The sequence below is a fragment of the bacterium genome, from assembly GCA_021372615.1.
Taxonomy (GTDB): Bacteria; Armatimonadota; Zipacnadia; order Zipacnadales; family UBA11051; genus JAJFUB01.
The window spans coordinates 1-18,119 of the sequence record JAJFUB010000078.1; the positions used below are offsets into that span (position 1 = coordinate 1).

The 18,119-nt window shown below is 67.4% G+C and carries 18 protein-coding genes, 8 tRNA genes and 1 pseudogene; 12 read left to right on the forward strand and 15 right to left on the reverse strand.

Features of this window, described 5'->3' with window-relative positions:
* The 12 genes and pseudogenes from tuf to LLH23_11520 form a co-directional block, all read left to right on the forward strand.
* On the forward strand, nucleotides 1-315 hold a 315-nt coding region (tuf, locus tag LLH23_11465), incomplete at its 5' end, for an elongation factor Tu (GenBank protein MCE5239101.1).
* 90 nt (nucleotides 316-405) lie between these two features.
* Nucleotides 406-567 carry a 50S ribosomal protein L33 gene (gene rpmG, locus LLH23_11470; protein ID MCE5239102.1) on the forward strand — a complete coding sequence of 54 codons (162 nt, stop codon included), beginning with the start codon at nucleotides 406-408 and terminating at the stop codon, nucleotides 565-567.
* A gap of 55 nt (nucleotides 568-622) precedes the next feature.
* A tRNA-Trp gene (locus LLH23_11475) sits at nucleotides 623-699 on the forward strand.
* Nucleotides 700-800: 101 nt separating this feature from the next.
* The gene (gene secE, locus LLH23_11480; protein ID MCE5239103.1) at nucleotides 801-1,046 is read left to right on the forward strand and encodes a preprotein translocase subunit SecE; all 246 of its coding nucleotides are present in this window, start codon (nucleotides 801-803) and stop codon (nucleotides 1,044-1,046) included.
* Nucleotides 1,047-1,084: 38 nt separating this feature from the next.
* Nucleotides 1,085-1,609, forward strand: a complete 525-nt coding sequence (gene nusG, locus LLH23_11485; protein MCE5239104.1) for a transcription termination/antitermination protein NusG — start codon at nucleotides 1,085-1,087, stop codon at nucleotides 1,607-1,609.
* Nucleotides 1,610-1,621: 12 nt separating this feature from the next.
* Entirely contained in the window at nucleotides 1,622-2,050 is a 429-nt protein-coding gene (gene rplK / locus LLH23_11490; GenBank protein ID MCE5239105.1) for a 50S ribosomal protein L11, read from the forward strand.
* A gap of 90 nt (nucleotides 2,051-2,140) precedes the next feature.
* Nucleotides 2,141-2,389 (forward strand): annotated as a pseudogene (locus LLH23_11495) (transposase).
* A gap of 98 nt (nucleotides 2,390-2,487) precedes the next feature.
* Nucleotides 2,488-2,922: an IS5 family transposase gene (locus LLH23_11500; GenBank protein MCE5239106.1), complete on the forward strand. Its 435-nt coding sequence runs from the start codon at nucleotides 2,488-2,490 to the stop codon at nucleotides 2,920-2,922.
* A gap of 187 nt (nucleotides 2,923-3,109) precedes the next feature.
* A complete protein-coding gene (gene rplA / locus LLH23_11505; protein ID MCE5239107.1) occupies nucleotides 3,110-3,814 on the forward strand; it encodes a 50S ribosomal protein L1 in 705 nt (234 codons plus the stop codon).
* A 262-nt stretch (nucleotides 3,815-4,076) separates the two neighbouring features.
* Entirely contained in the window at nucleotides 4,077-4,601 is a 525-nt protein-coding gene (gene rplJ / locus LLH23_11510; GenBank protein MCE5239108.1) for a 50S ribosomal protein L10, read from the forward strand.
* A gap of 70 nt (nucleotides 4,602-4,671) precedes the next feature.
* Entirely contained in the window at nucleotides 4,672-5,055 is a 384-nt protein-coding gene (gene rplL / locus LLH23_11515; GenBank protein ID MCE5239109.1) for a 50S ribosomal protein L7/L12, read from the forward strand.
* Nucleotides 5,056-5,208: 153 nt separating this feature from the next.
* Nucleotides 5,209-6,054 (forward strand): hypothetical protein, encoded by an 846-nt coding sequence (locus LLH23_11520; GenBank protein ID MCE5239110.1) that lies wholly within the window; start codon nucleotides 5,209-5,211, stop codon nucleotides 6,052-6,054.
* A 662-nt stretch (nucleotides 6,055-6,716) separates the two neighbouring features.
* On the opposite strand, the gene lon is transcribed toward LLH23_11520, so the two are convergent.
* The 15 genes from lon to LLH23_11595 form a co-directional block, all read right to left on the reverse strand.
* The gene (gene lon, locus LLH23_11525; GenBank protein ID MCE5239111.1) at nucleotides 6,717-9,098 is read right to left on the reverse strand and encodes an endopeptidase La; all 2,382 of its coding nucleotides are present in this window, start codon (nucleotides 9,096-9,098) and stop codon (nucleotides 6,717-6,719) included.
* Nucleotides 9,099-9,239: 141 nt separating this feature from the next.
* Complete coding sequence (clpX, locus tag LLH23_11530; GenBank protein ID MCE5239112.1) at nucleotides 9,240-10,517, reverse strand: ATP-dependent Clp protease ATP-binding subunit ClpX; 1,278 nt, start codon at nucleotides 10,515-10,517, stop codon at nucleotides 9,240-9,242.
* Between the two features lie 45 nt (nucleotides 10,518-10,562).
* Entirely contained in the window at nucleotides 10,563-11,162 is a 600-nt protein-coding gene (locus LLH23_11535; protein MCE5239113.1) for an ATP-dependent Clp protease proteolytic subunit, read from the reverse strand.
* A gap of 60 nt (nucleotides 11,163-11,222) precedes the next feature.
* Complete coding sequence (gene tig / locus LLH23_11540) at nucleotides 11,223-12,737, reverse strand: trigger factor (GenBank protein ID MCE5239114.1); 1,515 nt, start codon at nucleotides 12,735-12,737, stop codon at nucleotides 11,223-11,225.
* A 168-nt stretch (nucleotides 12,738-12,905) separates the two neighbouring features.
* Nucleotides 12,906-12,989, reverse strand: a tRNA-Leu gene (locus tag LLH23_11545).
* A 93-nt stretch (nucleotides 12,990-13,082) separates the two neighbouring features.
* Nucleotides 13,083-13,158: transfer RNA gene (locus LLH23_11550), tRNA-Lys, on the reverse strand.
* A 65-nt stretch (nucleotides 13,159-13,223) separates the two neighbouring features.
* Nucleotides 13,224-13,300: transfer RNA gene (locus LLH23_11555), tRNA-Arg, on the reverse strand.
* Nucleotides 13,301-13,380: 80 nt separating this feature from the next.
* A tRNA-His gene (locus LLH23_11560) sits at nucleotides 13,381-13,455 on the reverse strand.
* A 70-nt stretch (nucleotides 13,456-13,525) separates the two neighbouring features.
* Nucleotides 13,526-13,601, reverse strand: a tRNA-Arg gene (locus LLH23_11565).
* Between the two features lie 63 nt (nucleotides 13,602-13,664).
* Nucleotides 13,665-13,740, reverse strand: a tRNA-Gly gene (locus tag LLH23_11570).
* A gap of 96 nt (nucleotides 13,741-13,836) precedes the next feature.
* A tRNA-Pro gene (locus LLH23_11575) sits at nucleotides 13,837-13,914 on the reverse strand.
* 190 nt (nucleotides 13,915-14,104) lie between these two features.
* Nucleotides 14,105-15,079 (reverse strand): dihydrodipicolinate reductase, encoded by a 975-nt coding sequence (locus tag LLH23_11580; protein ID MCE5239115.1) that lies wholly within the window; start codon nucleotides 15,077-15,079, stop codon nucleotides 14,105-14,107.
* Between the two features lie 163 nt (nucleotides 15,080-15,242).
* Nucleotides 15,243-15,548, reverse strand: coding sequence for a flagellar biosynthesis anti-sigma factor FlgM (flgM, locus tag LLH23_11585; protein ID MCE5239116.1), 306 nt, complete (start codon nucleotides 15,546-15,548; stop codon nucleotides 15,243-15,245).
* Between the two features lie 126 nt (nucleotides 15,549-15,674).
* Nucleotides 15,675-17,006 (reverse strand): MFS transporter, encoded by a 1,332-nt coding sequence (locus LLH23_11590; GenBank protein MCE5239117.1) that lies wholly within the window; start codon nucleotides 17,004-17,006, stop codon nucleotides 15,675-15,677.
* 5 nt (nucleotides 17,007-17,011) lie between these two features.
* Nucleotides 17,012-18,119 (reverse strand): glycoside hydrolase (locus LLH23_11595; protein ID MCE5239118.1); only part of this gene is annotated, 1,108 nt, incomplete at its 5' end.

The following is an 18,119-nucleotide window of genomic DNA, read 5'->3' on the forward strand; positions in this document are numbered from 1 at the left end:
CAGGTCATCGCGTGGCCGGGCTCGATCCGACCGCACACGAAGTTCGAGGGCGAGGTCTACATCCTGACGGCGGACGAGGGCGGTCGCCACACGCCGTTCTTCAACGGCTACCGGCCGCAGTTCTACTTCCGGACGACGGACGTGACGGGTTCGTCGGCGTTGCCGGAGGGCACGGAGATGATCATGCCGGGCGACAACGTGACGCTGTCGGCGGAGCTGATCGTGCCGATCGCGATGGAAGAGGGCGTGCGGTTCGCCATCCGTGAGGGTGGTCACACCGTGGGCGCGGGGGTCGTGACCAAGGTCATCGAGTAAAGCAACGGCGGGCACGGTGAGGGGCGACCGCCAGACAGCGGGAGCAGCAGAGCCGACCGCTTGTTGAATTCGACCGATAGGTAGAGTATAATGCCGCAGACTAAGTTCGTCATGGAATGCAGCGTCTGCAAGACATACGGCTATGTGACCAGCAAGAACCGGCAGAACGTCTCGGACAAGCTGAAGCTGTCCAAGTACTGCCGGAAGTGCGGGAAGCATACCGAGCACAACGAGACGCGGCTGCGCAAGTAGCGTTTCCCTCACGCCGCCCCCGCCAGGGGCGGGGCGACGACGAGGGTTGTCGTGCAGGGGCATAGCTCAATTTGGCAGAGCAACGGTCTCCAAAACCGTAGGTTGTAGGTTCGAGTCCTGCTGCCCCTGCCATGAACCAACCAGCGACACGAAGCGGGCGCGAGGAGCCAGGCGCGCCCGCCGTCCATCTTTCCTGAGACGGCATCCGCCGCCGCAGCATCCTGGGGAACACCATGGCCACAGCCAAAGCCAAGGCCGCAGAGGGCGGCTTCGTCGGGAAGATCAAGCGCCCGTTCCAGAGCATCGCGCGTTTCCTGCGGGAGGTCTGGAACGAGCTGCAGCGGGTCGTGTGGCCGACGCACGAGGACACCAAGGGCTTCACCGCGGTGGTCATCGTGGCGGTGGTCATCGTCGCCGTCTGGGTCGGGTTCTGGGACTTCCTGTTCGGCCAGATCGTCGGATTGCTGGAACGTCTGTAGGGACGCGCGCAGCGCTCCACACCAAAGGGCAAGCCACTATGGCCAAAGACTGGTACGTCGTTCATACCCTGACCGGCAAGGAGAACAAGGTGAAGGCCTCCATCGAAAAGATGGCGGAGGCCCGACACCTGACGCCCCTGCTCGGCCGCATCCTGGTGCCCACCGAAACGGAGATCCGCTCAGCCGCCGGCAAGCGCCGGGAGATCAAGAAGAAGCTCTACCCCGGCTATGTGCTGGTGCAGATGGACATGAGCGACGAGATGCGCCATCTCATCCAGCAGACCGCTGGTGTGACGCACTTTGTTAGTTCGTCGAACGTGCCGGTGCCGCTCAAGGAGTCCGAGGTCCGCGAGATCCTGCAAACCGCCGGCGAAGAGGCGCAGAAGCCCAAGACGGTGTGGATGGTCAACCAGAGCGTGCGGGTGACCGAGGGGCCATTCGCGGAGTTCAGCGGCAAGATCACCGATGTGAATACCGAGCGCGAGACCGTAAAGGTCCTGATCTCCATCTTCGGCCGCGAGACGCCGGTCGAGGTGGACTTCACACAGATTGAGAAGCTGTAGGGAGCTGTTGGCATGGCGAAGAAGGTCATGACGGTCATCAAGTTGCAGTGCCCGGCGGGCAAGGCCAATCCGGCCCCCCCGGTCGGCCCCGCGCTCGGTCAGCATGGTGTCAACATCATGGAGTTCTGCAAGGCCTTCAACGAGCGCACGGCCGCGCAGATGGGCGACGTCATCCCCGTGGAGATCACCGTCTACCAGGACCGCAGCTTCACCTTCATCTGCAAGACGCCGCCGGCGGCGAACCTGCTGCTGAAGGCCCTGGGGATCGAGAAGGGCTCGGGCACGCCCAACAAGGAGAAGGTCGCCCAGATCACGCAGTCGCAGCTTGAGGAGATCGCCAAGAAGAAGATGGCGGACCTCAACGCGAACGACGTGGCGGCCGCCGCCAAGATCATCGCCGGCACCGCCCGCAGCATGGGCATTGACGTCGTACCCGACTAGAAGCTGTTTCACAACCTCGTGTCTAGGTTTTCAGGACTCTAGACATTGGGGTTGAGATGTGTAATAGTACTGGGCCGGAGGTGTTCACCGATGGCCCGCAAAGCGCCGTTACTGACCGACGAGCAGTGGCAGAAGATCGAGCCATTGCTCCTGCCGTTGCCGCCGCAGCCCAAGGGCGGGCGCCCCTGGTGCGAGCACCGCCCTGTGCTCGAAGGCCTGCTGTGGATTCTGCGCACCGGGGCGCCGTGGCGTGACCTGCCCGAGCAGTATCCCAGTGCCAGCACGTGCTGGCGCCGGCTGCAGGAATGGGAAGCCATCGGGCTGTGGGAAGAGATCTGGCGCACCTTCTTAGCCGAACTGGATGAGCAGGGACTGTTGGATTGGAGTGAGAGCTTCGCCGATGCCAGTTTCGCGCCCGCCAAAAAAGGGGCCCTGCAGTGGGGCCTACGCGGCGCGGGAAGGGCACAAAGTGGATGGTGGTGGTCGACGGCCAGGGTGTTCCTCTCGGAAAGCACCTGGCGTCGGCCTCGCCGCACGAGAGCAAGCTCCTCGAGACGACGCTCGACCAAACCTACCAGGCCCACCGCATCCAACGGCTGATCTATGACCGCGCGGCCGACAGTGACCCGTTGCGCCAACGGCTGGCCGAGCGGGGCATTGACCTGATCGCCCCGCACCTGCGTAGTCGCCAAAAACCGCCCACGCAGGACGGGCGGAAGCTGCGGCGCTACCGGCGACGCTGGAAGATGGAGCGCACCTTCGCGTGGCTCAGCAACTTCCGTCGTCTGGTCGTCCGCTACGAACACAAGCTGCAACTGTATAGCGCCTTCTTCCACCTCGCCTGCATCCTCATCGTCATGGCGAGGTTATGAAACAGCTTCTAGACGCATTGGCGCCAGTGATGGCGCTGTAGTGGCGCCATTCATGGCGCCAAGGTAGGGCGCGGTGAAGCGCGCCACTACGCCGGGAGCCACGTCGGGCGGGGCACAAGCCCCCGTCGGAGGGGCGGGGTACGACCCCCCCTACAGTGTGGCGCTCGCACCGGATGAGGTGAGGACAGTGCCGAAGCACAGCAAGCGCTATGCCGACCTGGCCAAGCAGGTCAGCCGCACGACGTACTACCCCGTTGATGAGGCCGTGAAGCTCGCCAAAGAGACCGCTTCCGCCAAGTTCGACGAGACGCTGGAGATGCACCTGAAGCTGGGCGCGAACCCCTCCAAGGGCGACCAGGCGGTCCGCGGCACGGTCGTACTGCCCCATGGCACGGGCAAGGTACCCCGCGTGGCCGTATTCGCCGAGGGCGAGGTGGCCCAGGCCGCCCAGGACGCCGGCGCTGACCGGGTTGGCGGCGAGGACCTGGTGCAGGCCATTGACGAGGGTTGGGCCGACTTCGACATTCTCGTGGCCCATCCGTCCATGATGCGCATCGTGGGGCGCCTGGGGAAGAAGCTCGGGCCCCGCATGCCGTCCAAGAAGTCCGGCAATGTGACCGACGACGTGGGTGGGGCCGTGGCGGAACTCAAGGCCGGTAAGGTCGAGTACCGCATGGACCGCGGCGCCGTCGTGCACTGCCCGCTGGGCAAGGTCAGCTTCACCGAAGAGCAGCTCGTGGAGAACTTCCTGACGCTGCTGAAGGCCATCGTGGCGGCCCGGCCGGCCAGCCTGACCGGCAAGTACCTCAAGAGCCTGGCCATCAGCACCTCGATGGGACCGGGGATCAAGGTGAGCGTCGAGGACGCGCAGAGCAAGGCCACCGCAGCGTAGCCGTACACAACTGAACCAGGTTTGTGACCTGAGACCGCTGGCGCCAACGCGCAGCCGAGCTGCGCAGGGCTTAATCGGTCAGCTTCGCTGACCAGCCCGCCGAGGTCGGGAAACCCCCCAGACACTAGGGAGGGGTGCGTCGGGAACGGCGGGCCGGCTGGTAGCCGGCTCCTCCAACGGCCCCCTCCGAAGTCTTCAGCGGGAAGCCCCGAGCCACGGTGGCTTCCCGTTTCGTTTGGCGCCCTCAAAAGGAGGTGAATCTATGCCGACACAGGAGAAGATTGAAACCGTCGCCGAGTTGCGGCAGCGCGTGGAGACCGCGGCCGGGATCTACCTGGCCGAGTACAAGGGCCTCAGCGTCAAGGACATCAGCGACCTGCGCAAGCAGGTGCGCAAGGGCGGCGCGCAGATGATCGTCGTCAAGAACCGGCTGCTGAACCTGGCCGTAGCGGGTACCGCCGCCGAGGGTCTGCAGGCCTACCTGAAGGGGCCGAATGCCGTCATCTTCTGCGACGCGGACGGTGTGGCGCCGGCCAAGACCATCGCCGAGTTCGCGCGCACCCATGATGTAGTCACCTGGAAGGGTGGCTTCGTCGAGGGCGCAGTGTTCGACGCCGCGGGCATGACGCGCGTGGCCGAACTGCCGCCGAAGCAGGAACTGATCGCCTCGGTCGTAGGCGGAGTGGCCGCTCCGGTCAATGGCCTCGTGATGACGCTCAGCGGACTCGTGTCCGATGTGGTCTACACGTTGCAGGCTGTGGCCGACAAGCGGGGTGAGGCGGCGTAGGGACGAGCAGACGGGCCAGATGCAGAGTGTGGGGGAGAGGATACCGACCATCACCAACAGGAGGACTACCATGTCCGTTGACGAGATCATTGCGGCAATTGACGGTTTGACGGTGTTACAGCTTGTCGAGCTGAAGGACAAGCTGCAGGAGAAGTACGGCGTGTCGGCAGCAGCGCCGGTCATGGCTATCGGCGCGGTCGCGGCCGGCCCGGCTGCGGCGGCTGAAGAGGCCGAAGAGCAGACCGAGTTCAAGGTCACGATCGAGGGCGTTGGGGAAAACAAGGTCGCCGTCATCAAGGCGGTCCGCGAGGTCACCAACCTGGGTCTGAAGGAGGCCAAGGAACTCGTCGAGTCCGCGCCGGGCGCGGTCGTCGCCGAGGCCGCCGCCAAGGAAGAAGCCCAGAACATGAAGACCAAGCTCGAGGCTGCCGGGGCCGAAGTCAAGGTCAGCTAGGACAGCTCCCGTGAGACAGGCAGGTCGGCAACGGCCTGCCTGTCTCACTGTTCCATTCCATTTGCCGGGGGTCGTGCAGGAGAACCGCGGGGCGTGTCGAATTGCAGGCTGCACTGCATCACTGAGCGACGCGACGGTTGGTGAGCGGTCGGCATGGAGACAGACGATCAAGCTCTGCAGGCTAGACTCGACGAATTGGAGACGCTGGCCACCGTGCCCGCGGTCTGCCTGGCGTTCTATCGTCTGACCGTCAGCTTGGTGACAGTCGCGCATGGCCCGGACGGCCTGCGCATCGCGGTGGCCGGGCTGCTGGATGTCGAGCTCCGGTACCACCGGGAGCTGCGCGCCCTGACGGAGCGGCACGACGTCGCGCTGATGGACCTGCAGGCAGCTGGCGAGCGGTACCGGCTGGGGCTCAACGCCGTGTACCAGTACGCCAAGCGACTCGGTCAGTTGGAGGCGCTGGCGGAAGCGGCGCGAGACCTGGTGCTGGCCGAGTGCAGCTACCACCTGCACCAGACCGCCGAGGTCGTGGCGTCGCTGGAGCGGGTCGTGCGGCTGGGCATGGACCAGCCGCTGGTGCAGTTCGCCCTGGGTTACAGCCGGTACCTGCTGGCGCTTGAGACGTGCACTGACCCCCTCGCTGCCGAGGGCGAGTTGGTCGTGCGCAACCCGGCCTCGTTCAAAGTGCAGTGCCTGCGGGCAGTGGGGGCCTTGGAGGACGGCCTGCAGGGCACGGAGTTGGACGGTCGCCTGTACTGGTGGATCGGGGTCATTCTGGAAGCAGCCGGCTTGACAGAGGCCGCACAAGACGCCTATGATAAGTCCGCCCAGCAGCTTCGCCCGCCCTCGGATACCGGGGATGCAGGCTGGCTTGGGCGAGTGGTTGGGCCTGCCCCGCGCGCGATCAGCGACGAGGAGGTCCGGCAGGCCGGGAGGGCCCTGGAGGGGCCCTTTGACCCGGCGGCCTTGCTGGATCCGGGGCAGGATGAGTGGTAGCTTGACTCCTCGGGAACTCCCCCCGTCTTTGTGCCCGGGCAGCTGTAGGGCGGGGTTAACCCTTGTCGTTCGAGGTTCCGCAGGAGAAGCGATAGGTATCCCTGAGGGCGCGGTACGCGCCTAAGGGTACCACAACGTGGGGTACGCAGCCCGCGAAAGGATGGTGCAGATGTACAAGACGCTCGGTCTCGTCGTACTCGTGCTGGTGCTAGCCGCGGCTATTGTGTTGGTCACGGGTTGCCCGCCGAAGGCCCCGACGGAAGCTCCGCCGACCCCTCCCGGCCCCGGCATGACGCCTCCGCCCCCGGGTCCGGCCGCTCCTGGCGCTCCGGCTCCTGGTGCTCCGGCCGCTCCGGCTGGTGAGAAGCCCGGCGCTCCTGGCGCCGCCGCTCCGGCTCCCGGCGCTCCGGCCGCTCCTGGCGCTCCGGCGCCTGGCGCTCCGGCCGCTCCCGGCGCCCCGGCCGCTCCGGCTGGCGAGAAGCCGGCCGCGCCGCCGCCCGCTCCCTGACGTTAGTGTGGAGCTAGTCGGCCCAGTCTCTCCCGGGCGTCGCGGGCCGATGACAGCAGCCAATGAAAAGCCCCCGCTTCGGCGGGGGCTTTTTCATGTCCAGGCACCAGGATGACGGGCACGGGGGAGAGGAGCGGCAGCGCGGGCGCCCGCGCTACGCCCCCAACGCCTCTCGGAGCGCCTCCTCGGCTGACTTGACGAAGATGAACTGCAGGTCCCGCCAGGCCGTCTCGGGCAGGTCCTTGGGGTCCTGCAAGTCCTTCTGATTGTCACGTGGGAGGATGACGCGCTGGATGCCCGCCCGGTGCGCGGCCAGCACCTTCTCGCGCACGCCGCCGATGGGCAGCACGGTGCCGTGGAGCGTCACTTCGCCGGTCATTGCCGTGTCGGCCCGACAGGGCTTCTGCATCAGCGCCGAGGCCAGCGCCGTCGCGATCGCCAGCCCCGCCGACGGCCCCTCCTTGGGCACCGCGCCGGCCGGGACGTGGATGTGGATGTCGTGCTTGGCGAAATACTCGGGCGCAATGCCATGGCGGGGGGCCAGGGAGCGCACGTACGACAGCGCCGCCTGGGCGGACTCCTTCATGACCTCGCCCAGCCGCCCGGTCAGTTGCAGTTCGCCCGAGCCCGGCACGGCCGCCACCTCGATGGACAGCACGTCGCCGCCCTGCTCGGTGTAGGCCAGGCCGGTGGCCACGCCGACACGATCAGCCTTCTGCTTCTCGCCGAAGCGGTAGCGCGGCGGGCCCAGGTACTCCTCCACCTGCCGCGGGCCGACGACCACCTTCGCCTCGTCGCCGGAGGCCACGCTCTTGGCGATCTTGCGACAGATGGACGCGATCTCGCGGTCGAGGTTGCGGACCCCGGCCTCGTGCGTGTAGTGGCGGATCAGGCGGCGCAGGGCCGCCTCCTGGAAGCGCACGTGGCGCGGGGCCAGACCGTGCTCCCCACGCTGCTTGGGCACCAGGAAGCCCTTGGCGATGGCCAGCTTCTCCTCCTCGATGTAGCCGGAGAACTCGATGACCTCCATGCGGTCGCGCAGCGCCGGCGGGATGGGGCTGATGTCATTGCCGGTGGCGATGAACATCACGCGGGACAGGTCGAAGGCGACCTCCAGGTAGTGGTCGCGGAAGGAGTCGTTCTGGGCCGGGTCCAGCACCTCGAGCAGCGCCGAGGACGGGTCGCCGCGGAAGTCCATGCCCAGCTTGTCCACCTCGTCAATCATGAAGACGGGGTTGTTGCTCTTGACGCGGCGCAGAGCCTGGATGATGCGGCCGGGCAGGGCGCCGATGTAGGTGCGGCGGTGGCCGCGGATCTCAGCCTCGTCGCGCACGCCGCCCAGGGAGATGCGGATGAACTCGCGCCCCATGGCGCGGGCGATGGACTTGCCGATGGACGTCTTGCCCACCCCGGGCGGGCCCATGAAACACAGGATGGGCCCGCGCGCCTGGTCTACGAGTTTGCGCACCGCCAGGAACTCCAGCACCCGCTCCTTGACCTTGGTCAGGCCGTAGTGGTCCTCATCGAGAATCTGCGCGGCGGCGGCGAGGTCCAGCACGTCGGCCGTGTCGCGGCGCCAGGGCAGATCGGTGAGCCAGTCGAGCCAGGTGCGGATGACCGAGTACTCCGGCGCAGCCGGCGACATGTGCGTGAGCCGCTCCACCTCCGACAGCGCCTTCTCCGTGGCCTCCGCGGTCATCTCGGCCGCGGCGATCTTCTGGCGGTACTCGTCAATCTCCGGGCTCGTCTCCGGGCCGCCGCCCAACTCGTCCTGGATGGCCCGCATCTGCTCGCGCAGGTAGAACTCGCGCTGCGAGGTCTCGATGCGCCCCTGGACGTCCTGCTGGATCTTCTGCTCCAGTCGCAGCAGCTCCAACTCCTGCGCCAGCAGCCGGCCGACGCGCCGCAGGCGGTCGTTGATGTTGCCCTCCTCGAGGATCTCCTGGCGCTGATCGAAGCGCAGGCGCAGGTGGGTGGCCACGAGGTCAGCCAGCCGTCCGGCGTCCTCGAGGTTCACCGCCGCCACCAGCACCTCGGCGGGGATGTTGCGGCCCAGCGAGGCCGCCTCCTCCAGGTCGCGCACGACGGTGCGCATGAGCGCCTGCAGCTCCTTGCCCTGCTGCACGGTCTCCACGAAGGGCTCGATGCGCACGGTGAAGTACTGCGGGCCGGGAATGAACTCGCGGATGCGCACGCGGGCGACACCCTCGACCATCGAGCGCGCGGTGCCGTCCGGAAGCTCCAGCAGTTGCGTCACACGGGCCAGGGAGCCGACGGTGAAGAGGTCCCGGGGCTCGGGGTCTTCCAGGTGTGGGTCGCGCTGGGTCAGCAGCACCAGCACGCTCTCCTCGCGGTGGGCCTCCTCCAGCGCTCGTACGGACTTGCGCCGCATCGCCCCGAGCGGCACCATGGTGTGCGGGAAGACGACCTCATTGCGCAGCGGCAGCAGCGGGAACTCGTCGCCGCCGTCAGGGAGATGTACTTCGAGTGTCAGGGGGATGCCCTGGTGGGTAGCTTCCGTTTGGTGATCCGGCAAGGCCTGTGGTTCCTTTCCGCATGCGCCGTGCGTCATTGCGGCGCTGCAGTGCTCAGTTCGTGGCCGCGGCGGCTGTCCCCTGCGCGCACGGCAAAAAGGGGCCATGGCCTGTGGCCATGGCCCCTCGTAGTGGCTGTCTGCCTACGCTGTCTTCTGGCGGCTGGCGCTTTTGCGCTTGCCCTGCTCCAGGAGCGGCGGTTGGTGCTGCTCGACGGTCTCGCGGGTGATGGTGCAGCGGGTCACGTCCTCGTCGGACGGAACCTCGAACATCACGTCGAGCATGATCTCCTCGATGATGGTACGCAGGGCCCGCGCTCCGGTCTGGCGCTTGAGCGCCTCCTGGGCGATGGCCTCCAGCGCCTCGTCCTCCACCACCAGCTCGACGTTGTCGAGCATCGCCAGCGTCTTCTGGTACTGGCGAATCAGCGCGTTCTTGGGCTCCACCAGGATGCGCCGCAGGGCGTCTCCGTCCAGCGAGCTGAGGGTGGCCATGGTCGGGAGGCGGCCGATGAACTCGGGGATCATGCCGAACTTGATGAGGTCCTGGGGCATGGCCTGCGCCAGGATCTCATCGTCGCTCTGGTCCTGCTGGCCCGAGACGGCGCCGAAGCCGATGGCGCGGTTGTGGGTGCGCCGCCGGATGATGTCCACCAGCCCGTCGAAGACACCGCCGCAGATGAACAGGATGTTCTTGGTGTTGACCTGGATGAACTCCTGCTGGGGGTGCTTGCGGCCGCCCTGGGGCGGCACATTGGCCACCGTGCCCTCCAGGATCTTCAGGAGCGCCTGCTGCACGCCCTCGCCCGAGACATCGCGGGTGATGGACGGGTTGTCGGCCCGGCGCGCGATCTTGTCAATCTCGTCAATGTAGACGATGCCCCGCTCCGCCTTCTCCACGTCGTGGTTGGAGGCGATCAGCAGCTGCAGCAGGATGTTCTCGACATCCTCGCCCACGTAGCCGGCCTCCGTCACGGAGGTGGCATCGGCAATGGTGAAGGGCACGTCGAGCATCTTGGCCAGCGTCTGGGCCAGCAGCGTCTTGCCGCAGCCGGTGGGGCCGATCAGCAGGATGTTCGTCTTGTCCAGCTCGATGTCGTCCTGCTCGGTCTCCAGGCGGATGCGCTTGTAGTGGTTGTAGACGGCTACGGACAGCACACGGCGGGCGCGCTCCTGGCCGATGACGTACTGGCCCAGGTAGTCGTGGATCTCGCGCGGCTTGGGGATCTCGGCTTCCTGGTAGTCGGGAGCGTGGGTCTGGTCTTCCTTGCCGCGCAGGATCTGGTTGCACAGGGCCACGCAGTCCGGGCAGATGTACACGCCCGGGCCGGCGATCAGCTCCTTGACCTGCCGGGGCTTCTCACGGCCGCAGAAGGAGCAGCGCAACGTACGGTTGTTGCCGCCTCCATCGGTGGGGTTCATGCCATACTCCTAGGGTGGGCCCGGGGCCCGGCGCCGGGCGGAAGCCTACTCGGCGTTGCTCTCCGGCTGCTTCTCGGCCACGAGGTCCACGATCCCGTAGTCTCGGGCCTCAACGGCGTTCATGTAGTAATCGCGGTCTGTGTCGCGCTCGATGCGGTCCAACGGCTGGCCGGTGTGGTGGGCCAGGATCTCGTTCAGGCTGGCCCGCGTGCGCAGGATCTCCTCGGCCTGGATCTTCAGGTCCGTGGCCTGCCCGGCGATGCCCGGCGACCACGGCTGATGGATCAGGACCCGTGAGTGGGGCAGGGCGTGCCGGTGCCCGGCTTCGCCGGCCGCAAGCAGCACTGCGGCCATGCTGGCCGCCAGGCCCACACACCAGGTGTGCACCTCCGGGCCGATGTACTGCATCGTGTCATATATACCCAATCCGGCTGTCGCTGACCCGCCCGGCGAGTTGATGTACATCTGGATCGGCTCGGTGGGGTCCTCGCTCTGCAGGAACAGGAGCTGCGCGATGGTGAGACTGGCAACGGTGTCGTCTATGGGTGTACCAATGAAGACGATGCGGTCGCGCAACAAGCGGCTGAAGATGTCGTAAAAGCGCTCGCCGCGCGGCGTTTGCTCGATGACACTCGGAATCAACATGACTGGTTCATCCCCGCTTCGGGTTCTCCGGGGGCAGCCGGCGCGACGGTTGTCGGGCGGCTACTCCTCGGGCTTGTCTGCCTCGTCCGGCGCCTCGGCGGCGGGCTCAGCCTCGGGGGCCGCCTCTTCCGGGGTCGCCTCGGCTTCCGCGGCGGCTTCGGCTTCAGCGGCGGCCTGCGCGGCGGCTTCCTCGGCAGCCTTCGCTTCGGCCTCCGCCTTCTCGCGCGCCGCCTGCCGCTCCTGCTCCCGGACCTCGTCGTAGCGCTCCTGGCTGACATCCTCGATCTCGGCGGCGTCGAGGAGCTTCTGGATGGTCAGGCGGCGGATCGCGCGGTCCTGCAGGCGTTCGCGTACGTCCTCCTGCACCTCCAGGGCGTTGCGGATGAAGGCCTCGTCGCCGCCGGTCTCGGCGGCAAACAGCGTGACTTCCTCTTCGAGGGCGGCGTCATCTGCCTCAACGCCTTCGGCCTCGGCAATTGCTCCCAGCACGAACTGCACTTTGAGCCCCACCTCAGCCCGCACGCGCTCGTTGCGCTGCAGGACGTCCACGTCGGCGTTGGCGATCTCGGCAAACTCCTCGACCGACATGCCGTTCTGCTGCAGCTCCTCGACAAACGAGGCGAAGCCCCGGCGCGCCACGTCCTCGATGAGGATCTCGGGGAGGTCCACCTTGGCGTCGCGCACGACGGCGGCGAGGGCGTCATTCTCAAGCGTCTCGCGGCTGCGGTCGGCGGCCTGCTTCTCCAGGCGCTCGCGCAGTTCGGCGCGGAGCTGGTCGAGGCTCTCGTACTCGCCCTGGCCCTGGGCGAACGCGTCGTCCAACTCGGGGAGGATCCGCTCGCGGATCTCCTCGATGGTGGCGCTGAGCGTGGCCTTCTGGCCGGCCAGCTCCTCGGCCTCGTGGTCCTCGGGGTACTCGTACTCCAGGGTCACGGCCTCATCGAGACTGTGGCCGACGAGAGCCTCGTCAATGGCCGGCGTGTAGCGCCCGCTGCCGACCTCGAACTGCTGGCTGGACTCGTGGACCGGCTCGTCCTGGCCCTCGAGGGTGATCTTCAGCTCGGCGGCCACGACGTCGCCGCTCTGGACGGGCCGATCGCTGACCGGCTTCTCCTTGGCGGCGGACTGCCGCATCTGGTCGAGCACCTCGGCGACTTGCTCGTCGGTGACTTCGGCCACGATCCGGTGCAGCTTGAGGCCCTTGTACTCGGGCAGCTCGGGCTCGGGGCGGACCGTGACCTTGAGGGTGAACTCCACCGGCTGGCCCTCGGCGACCTCGATCTGGTCGAACTCGGGGAACTCGGGCTGGCCGATGACCTTGATCTCGTCCTTCTCCAGTTCGGGCTCGACGAACGTCTCGACGGCCTTCATCCAGAACATGTCGCGCAGGACTTCGGGCTTGAAGCGGCGCTTGATGACGGCAGCGGGGGCGCGGCCCGGGCGGAAGCCGGGAATGGCCCCCTGCTGGGCCAGCTCGCTGTACACCTTGTCGAAGGCCCGGCGCACATCGCTGTCATCGAGCTTGAAGGTCATGTCCAGTTGGCTGCCGGGCAATTGGGCGGTCTGAAGCTGCAACGAGATCTCTCCCATCATTCCCGCAAAACGGCGGGCACAATAACTTACGTCGCCCCAGGCGCGGGCGACGTTAAGAGAATTGGACGACCACTATACCACACCTGCCGCCGCTTGGCGACCCGTAATTCCGCCTACGGGGCAGGTTGGGGACCTAGTTCATGGGCGGGCTGGTGGGCGCGGGGAGACTTGAACTCCCACGGGTTTCCCCACATGATCCTAAATCATGCATGTCTGCCATTCCATCACGCGCCCACAGGACAGCGGCACACACATCCAAAAGCGCCGGCCCCCATGTGGCGGCCGGCGGCTCTGTGAAGCATGGTCCCCGCGCCATGCGCAGTTGTCTGGTACACCGGGAAGGATTCGAACCTTCGACCTTGGGATTAAGAGTCCCCTGCTCTACCAGCTAAGCTACCGGTGCACTCCGTCTAGGTGGGCCGTACTTATAGCCCAAATCGCGTCGTTCGTCAAGGGTCCAACGAAGGCTGGCGCGCCCGGAGGGATTCGAACCCCCGACACCCGGATCCGAAGTCCGGTGCTCTGATCCGCTGAGCTACAGGCGCGTGCGTCAGGCTTCAGCTATCAGGCCTCAAGTCGTGGCCGTTGCCGACCCCTGATCCCTGAGCCCCGCTTTCTGACATGTTGGGGTGGACGAAGGGAATCGAACCCTCAACCCCTTGAGCCACAGTCAAGTGCTCTGCCGTTGAGCTACGTCCACCGTACCGCAGGTGGCAGGTATCAGGTAACAGGTGACAGGACTGCTCCTGACCTCTGATCCCTGCCGTTCATGGCACGCCCGGCCTGATTCGAACAGGCGACCAGCTGCTTAGAAGGCAGCTGCTCTATCCTCTGAGCTACGGGCGCCCCTTCTAAGATCACAGGCGTGGGGGCCGTGGCTTGCTCCCCGTTACCTGTTCACTGCCGTTCTGGAGCGGGCGACGAGGTTCGAACTCGCGACATTCAGCTTGGAAGGCTGACGCTCTACCAACTGAGCTACACCCGCATACGGTCGGCCAGCAGAACCAGGAACCAGGCGCCTCGGGAAACGCACAGGCCGGCGCTGCCGACACGCCGGCTCAGACCTTTCCGCGACTCGCCTTGGTCGGGGCGGTCGGACTCGAACCGACGACCTTCGGCTCCCAAAGCCGACGCGCTAACCAAACTGCGCTACGCCCCGAGCAGCCCTGGCCGCCGTGTGCCTCTGATTATACCGTCTGGGCCGCCGGGGCGTCAAGGGATTCAGGGAGGCTCTGTAGGGCGGGGGCTTGTACCCCGCCCCTCCGCTCGGTGAGCGCCATGCGGGCGGGGTACAAGCCCCCTGAGATGGCGAGCGATCTCTACGCCCTACAGGCCTCGATGGCGCCCCGCTACATCAGCGGCAGGTCCAGCACCGTCAGCAGCCCCGGACGGGCCATGGCGGTCTGGCGGATCAGGTTGGCCGTGCAGCCCGCGGTGGCCGTGTCGCCGAAGATGCCGCCCACCAGGCGCGCGTGGATGCCCGGGTTCCCCTCGATGGTGATCTCGTCGTACTGCTCGTCAGCCCCGAGCTCCATCGTCAGTTCCAGCGTGATCGTGTGGCCGCTGTCGCCGCGCACGGTCAGTCGCTGGAACTGCCCCTTGCATAGCTCCGGGCCGGCCTTCACGTAGGCCGTCTCGACGGTGCGGTCACGTAACACCGGCTCGATGGACTCCTCGATCTGCTGGAGTGTCACGTCCCAGCCCAGGCCCCGGGCGATCAGTGCGCCCGACTCCGCCAGCCCCACATGCCCGAGCAATCCGGCCTTGGCCTTGGCCTCGAAGTCCTTGACGGTCATGCCCGCTCCGGTCTTCATCTGCAGCTGCTTGCGCCGCCGCGCCGTGTCCACGATGCGCACGGCATGGACGCTGTGCACGGTCTCGCACGGGCGCGACAGCAGCACCGGCAGCGCGTCCAGCACGAAGCCGGGGTTCACACCGGTGCCCACGACCGTCACGCCCGCCTGCTGGGCGGCCTCGTCTACCTGTTGGGCCAGTTCCGGGGTCTTCAGCCACGGGTATGACAGGTTCTCGCAGGTCGAGACCACATTGCAGCCGGCGGCGATGAGCGCCAGGAGGTCGTCCACGACGGCGGTCATCGTCGAGGCGGTGCAGAGCACCGCGACGTCGGGCTTGAGGTCCAGGGCCTCGCTCAGGGCGCCGAAGACCGGGGCCGGCATGGCGGGCCCGTCCGGCAGGTCCGCGAGTTGCTGCCCGGCGAACAGCGGGTCCACGCCGGCGACGGGGCGAGCGCGATGGCCGAGGGTCGTCGCCTTGAGCACCTCCCGGCCAATGGTCCCCAGCCCGATGTGTAGTGTGGTCAGCATCTCATACTCCCTGTGCAGCAGACTGTGCGACAGCAACAGTCTTCGCCCCGGCGTCCCCGGCACCTGCCTCGGGGCCCGGCCGAGCTTCCGGACGCACCAGCGGAAAGCAGGAGGCCGGCGGGCCTCCTGCTCGGAGGAATGCGGACGATGGGCGGCGGATGGGCTACGGAACCAGCTTCTCGGCGATGGCGTCGGGATTGACCCGGTACGTGCCGGCTTCCACCTGGGCTTTGAGTTGGGCCACGAGTTCGGGACGGGTGTCGGGCAGGGCCGCGAGGGCCTCGTGGGCTGCCCGCACCTCGGCCGCCTGCTGGCTCAGCGCCAGGCGATCCGCGCCCTCGGGCGCCGCGGTGGCCGACGCTTGGGGCGTCCCCTGCACACCGGAGGCAGCCGACGTGGCCGGGGCGCCGGTCGCCTTCTCGATCCCTGAACCCACGATCTGTGCCAAACGGGTCGGGTCAATCTGCATGGTCTGTCGTCTCCTCGTGGTCGGCTGGTCGCCTCTCCCACGCCCCCGCATCCTCTGTATCGGCCGCTCCTGCACGGACTTGAGGGCCATCTCCGGGTTCTTTGCGCCGGGCTTGAGCCATCCAGCCTACCCCCCTCGCACCTGCCGTTCCGGGTAGAACCAGAAGATGATCGCCCCCAGCAGGGCCATGGCTCCGGCGGCCGGGCCGAACATGTAGGGCCCGATGTGCTCGGCGAACAGGCGCGGGATGAGCGCCGCCACCAAGGGCGCGATGCCCCACCCGGCCTTCATCACCAGCCCCTGGAAGCCGAAGTACATGGCCTCGCGGTGCTTGCCCAGTCGCCGGTAGTCCAGGTCGCACACGTCGGCCAGCACCGCGTAGGGCACCGCGAACAGCACCGCCACCGCCGGGCTGAGCAGCCCCGCCAGCAGCCGCGCCTGCCACAACTCCGGCACGGGCCCCGGGCGGACGTGCCCCAGGAACACCAGGAACGGGGCCGTCGCCGCCAGCCACAGCAGCCCCGCCAGGAGCGTCCAGCGCGGGCCGCGGCAGACTTCGAGGCGCCGGGCCAGCGGCAGGAGGATCAGCCCGCCGATGAGGGGCGCGATCAGGATCGTCCCCGCCCCGCCCGGGCCGATGACATACCATCTCGGCGGCGCCGCCTCGATGCCGGCGATGACCAGCAGGAACGGCACCCAGAACAGGTAGTAGCCCGCCCAGTAGATCAGGAAGGGCCAGTTGGTCAGCGTCTGCCGCAGGGCGCGCCGCAACCCCAGTTCCCGCGGGGGGCCCTGGTTCGCCTCGATCTCGCGCGGCCCCAGTAGCGCCACCCACAGCATCGCCAGGCACAGCACCCCCAGCCCCATGGTCGTGCGGCCCATGCCAAACAGCGGGGAGAACAGCCCGGTGGCCAGCGCCGCCGTGGTCGTGCCCAGCAGGTGGAAGATGCCCTGGGTCGTGGCCAGGCGGGCGCGTTGTGCCTGCGTCCGGGCCATCTCGGGTAGCAGGGCTAGGTAAGGCGCTGCGTAGCCCGCAAAGCAGACGAAGAACAGCGTCAGCAGGATGCCGGCGTGCCAGGCCCGCTGAGTCTCGGCGGCCTCCGGCGGGCGCCACACCAGGACGAAACTGAGTACCAGTAGCGGCGCCGACAGCAGCATGTACGGCTTGCGCCGCCCCCAGCGGCTACGGGTCCGGTCCGACAGGAAGCCCACCAATGGGTCGGCGATCACGTCCACCGACCGTGTCAGGAACAGCACGGTGGCGATCAGCATTCCCGCCGGCAGCAGCGCCCGGGCCGCCCGGGGGGCGACCGCCTGGCCGTCGTCGTAGAACGGCACCACGCAGGCCACGATCATGTAGCCCAGTACACTCAGCCCGAAGTGCCCCATGCCGTACAGGATGGTGTCTAGCGTGGACAGGTGCAGGTCCGAGGTCTCGTTCGATGCGCAATCAGTCACAACGGCTACTCCGAAGTCGCCAGCAGCTCTTCAGGGCGGAAGAAGGTGGCTTGCAGGTGTGTAGAGTTGGCGTAGTACGCCAGCATGATGTCGCCCTGGCGGCGCGGCAGCAGGCACGGGTAGGCCCCGCCCGACACGAAGCGCGGCTCGGTCCAAGTCCCACCCGCGTCGGCGCTGGTGGTCAGGTAGATGCCGCCGCAGGCCGCATGCTCCAGGTAGCGATCGTGATACGCCAGGACGAGCAACTCCTCGCCTGTGTCAGTGGTCGTGTCCAGCAACGCCGGACAGAGCCCATGCAGCGGCGTCGGCCCGAACCGCCATGTTCGCCCGCCGTCCTCCGACACCGACCGATACAGCGGGTAGTCCGGCTTGTAGGTGCGTGACATCGCCACCAGGCGGCCGTCAGGCAGCTCGGCGACCGAGGTCTCGTTGATCCCCCGTACGCCCTGCCCCGGCGCCAGTTCCGCCTCATAGGCAATGAACGCAAACTCCCCCCAGGTTTGTCCCTCATCGCGCGACCGCAGGAGCGCCGGGGCCGACAGGCCGGACGCCGTCTCGGCCACCATGCCATAGTGGTTCAGCAGCAGCGATCCGTCGCGCAGGCGCTTGATGCCACCATAGCAGGCCGGGGCCGCGATCGGCGTCGGCAGCACCTGCGGCGCCGACCACGTTTCGCCCCGGTCCGACGAGCGGGTCGTCAGCAGGCGCGTGCGCCAGGTCGTCGCGTCGTCCTCGTCGTGGTCGGGGCTCACCTGGTAGAAGACGAGCAGCACGTCTCCGCTCGCCAGCAGCGGGGCCGGGCACTCGATGTAGTCATGCTGCTTCGGGTCGCCATGGATGGGACGGAGCGTGTCCTCGGGCCAGGTCTCGCCACCGTCGCGCGACCGCAGGCACACGATCTCGTCGTCCAGATTCGTCCAGGGGTCGTTGCCGTCGAGCGTGCTGGTGCGGAAGGCGCACAGCAGCTCGTCGCCGCCCAGGTCCACAAGGCTGGCGTACATCGCGCTGCGGCCTGGCGGGGCCTGGCAGAGGGTGACGTGGCGCATGGGCTCCTGCGATGGCGAGATGAACGGCTTTGCCTCACCCCCGACCCCTCTCCCTCGCCCGCCGTAG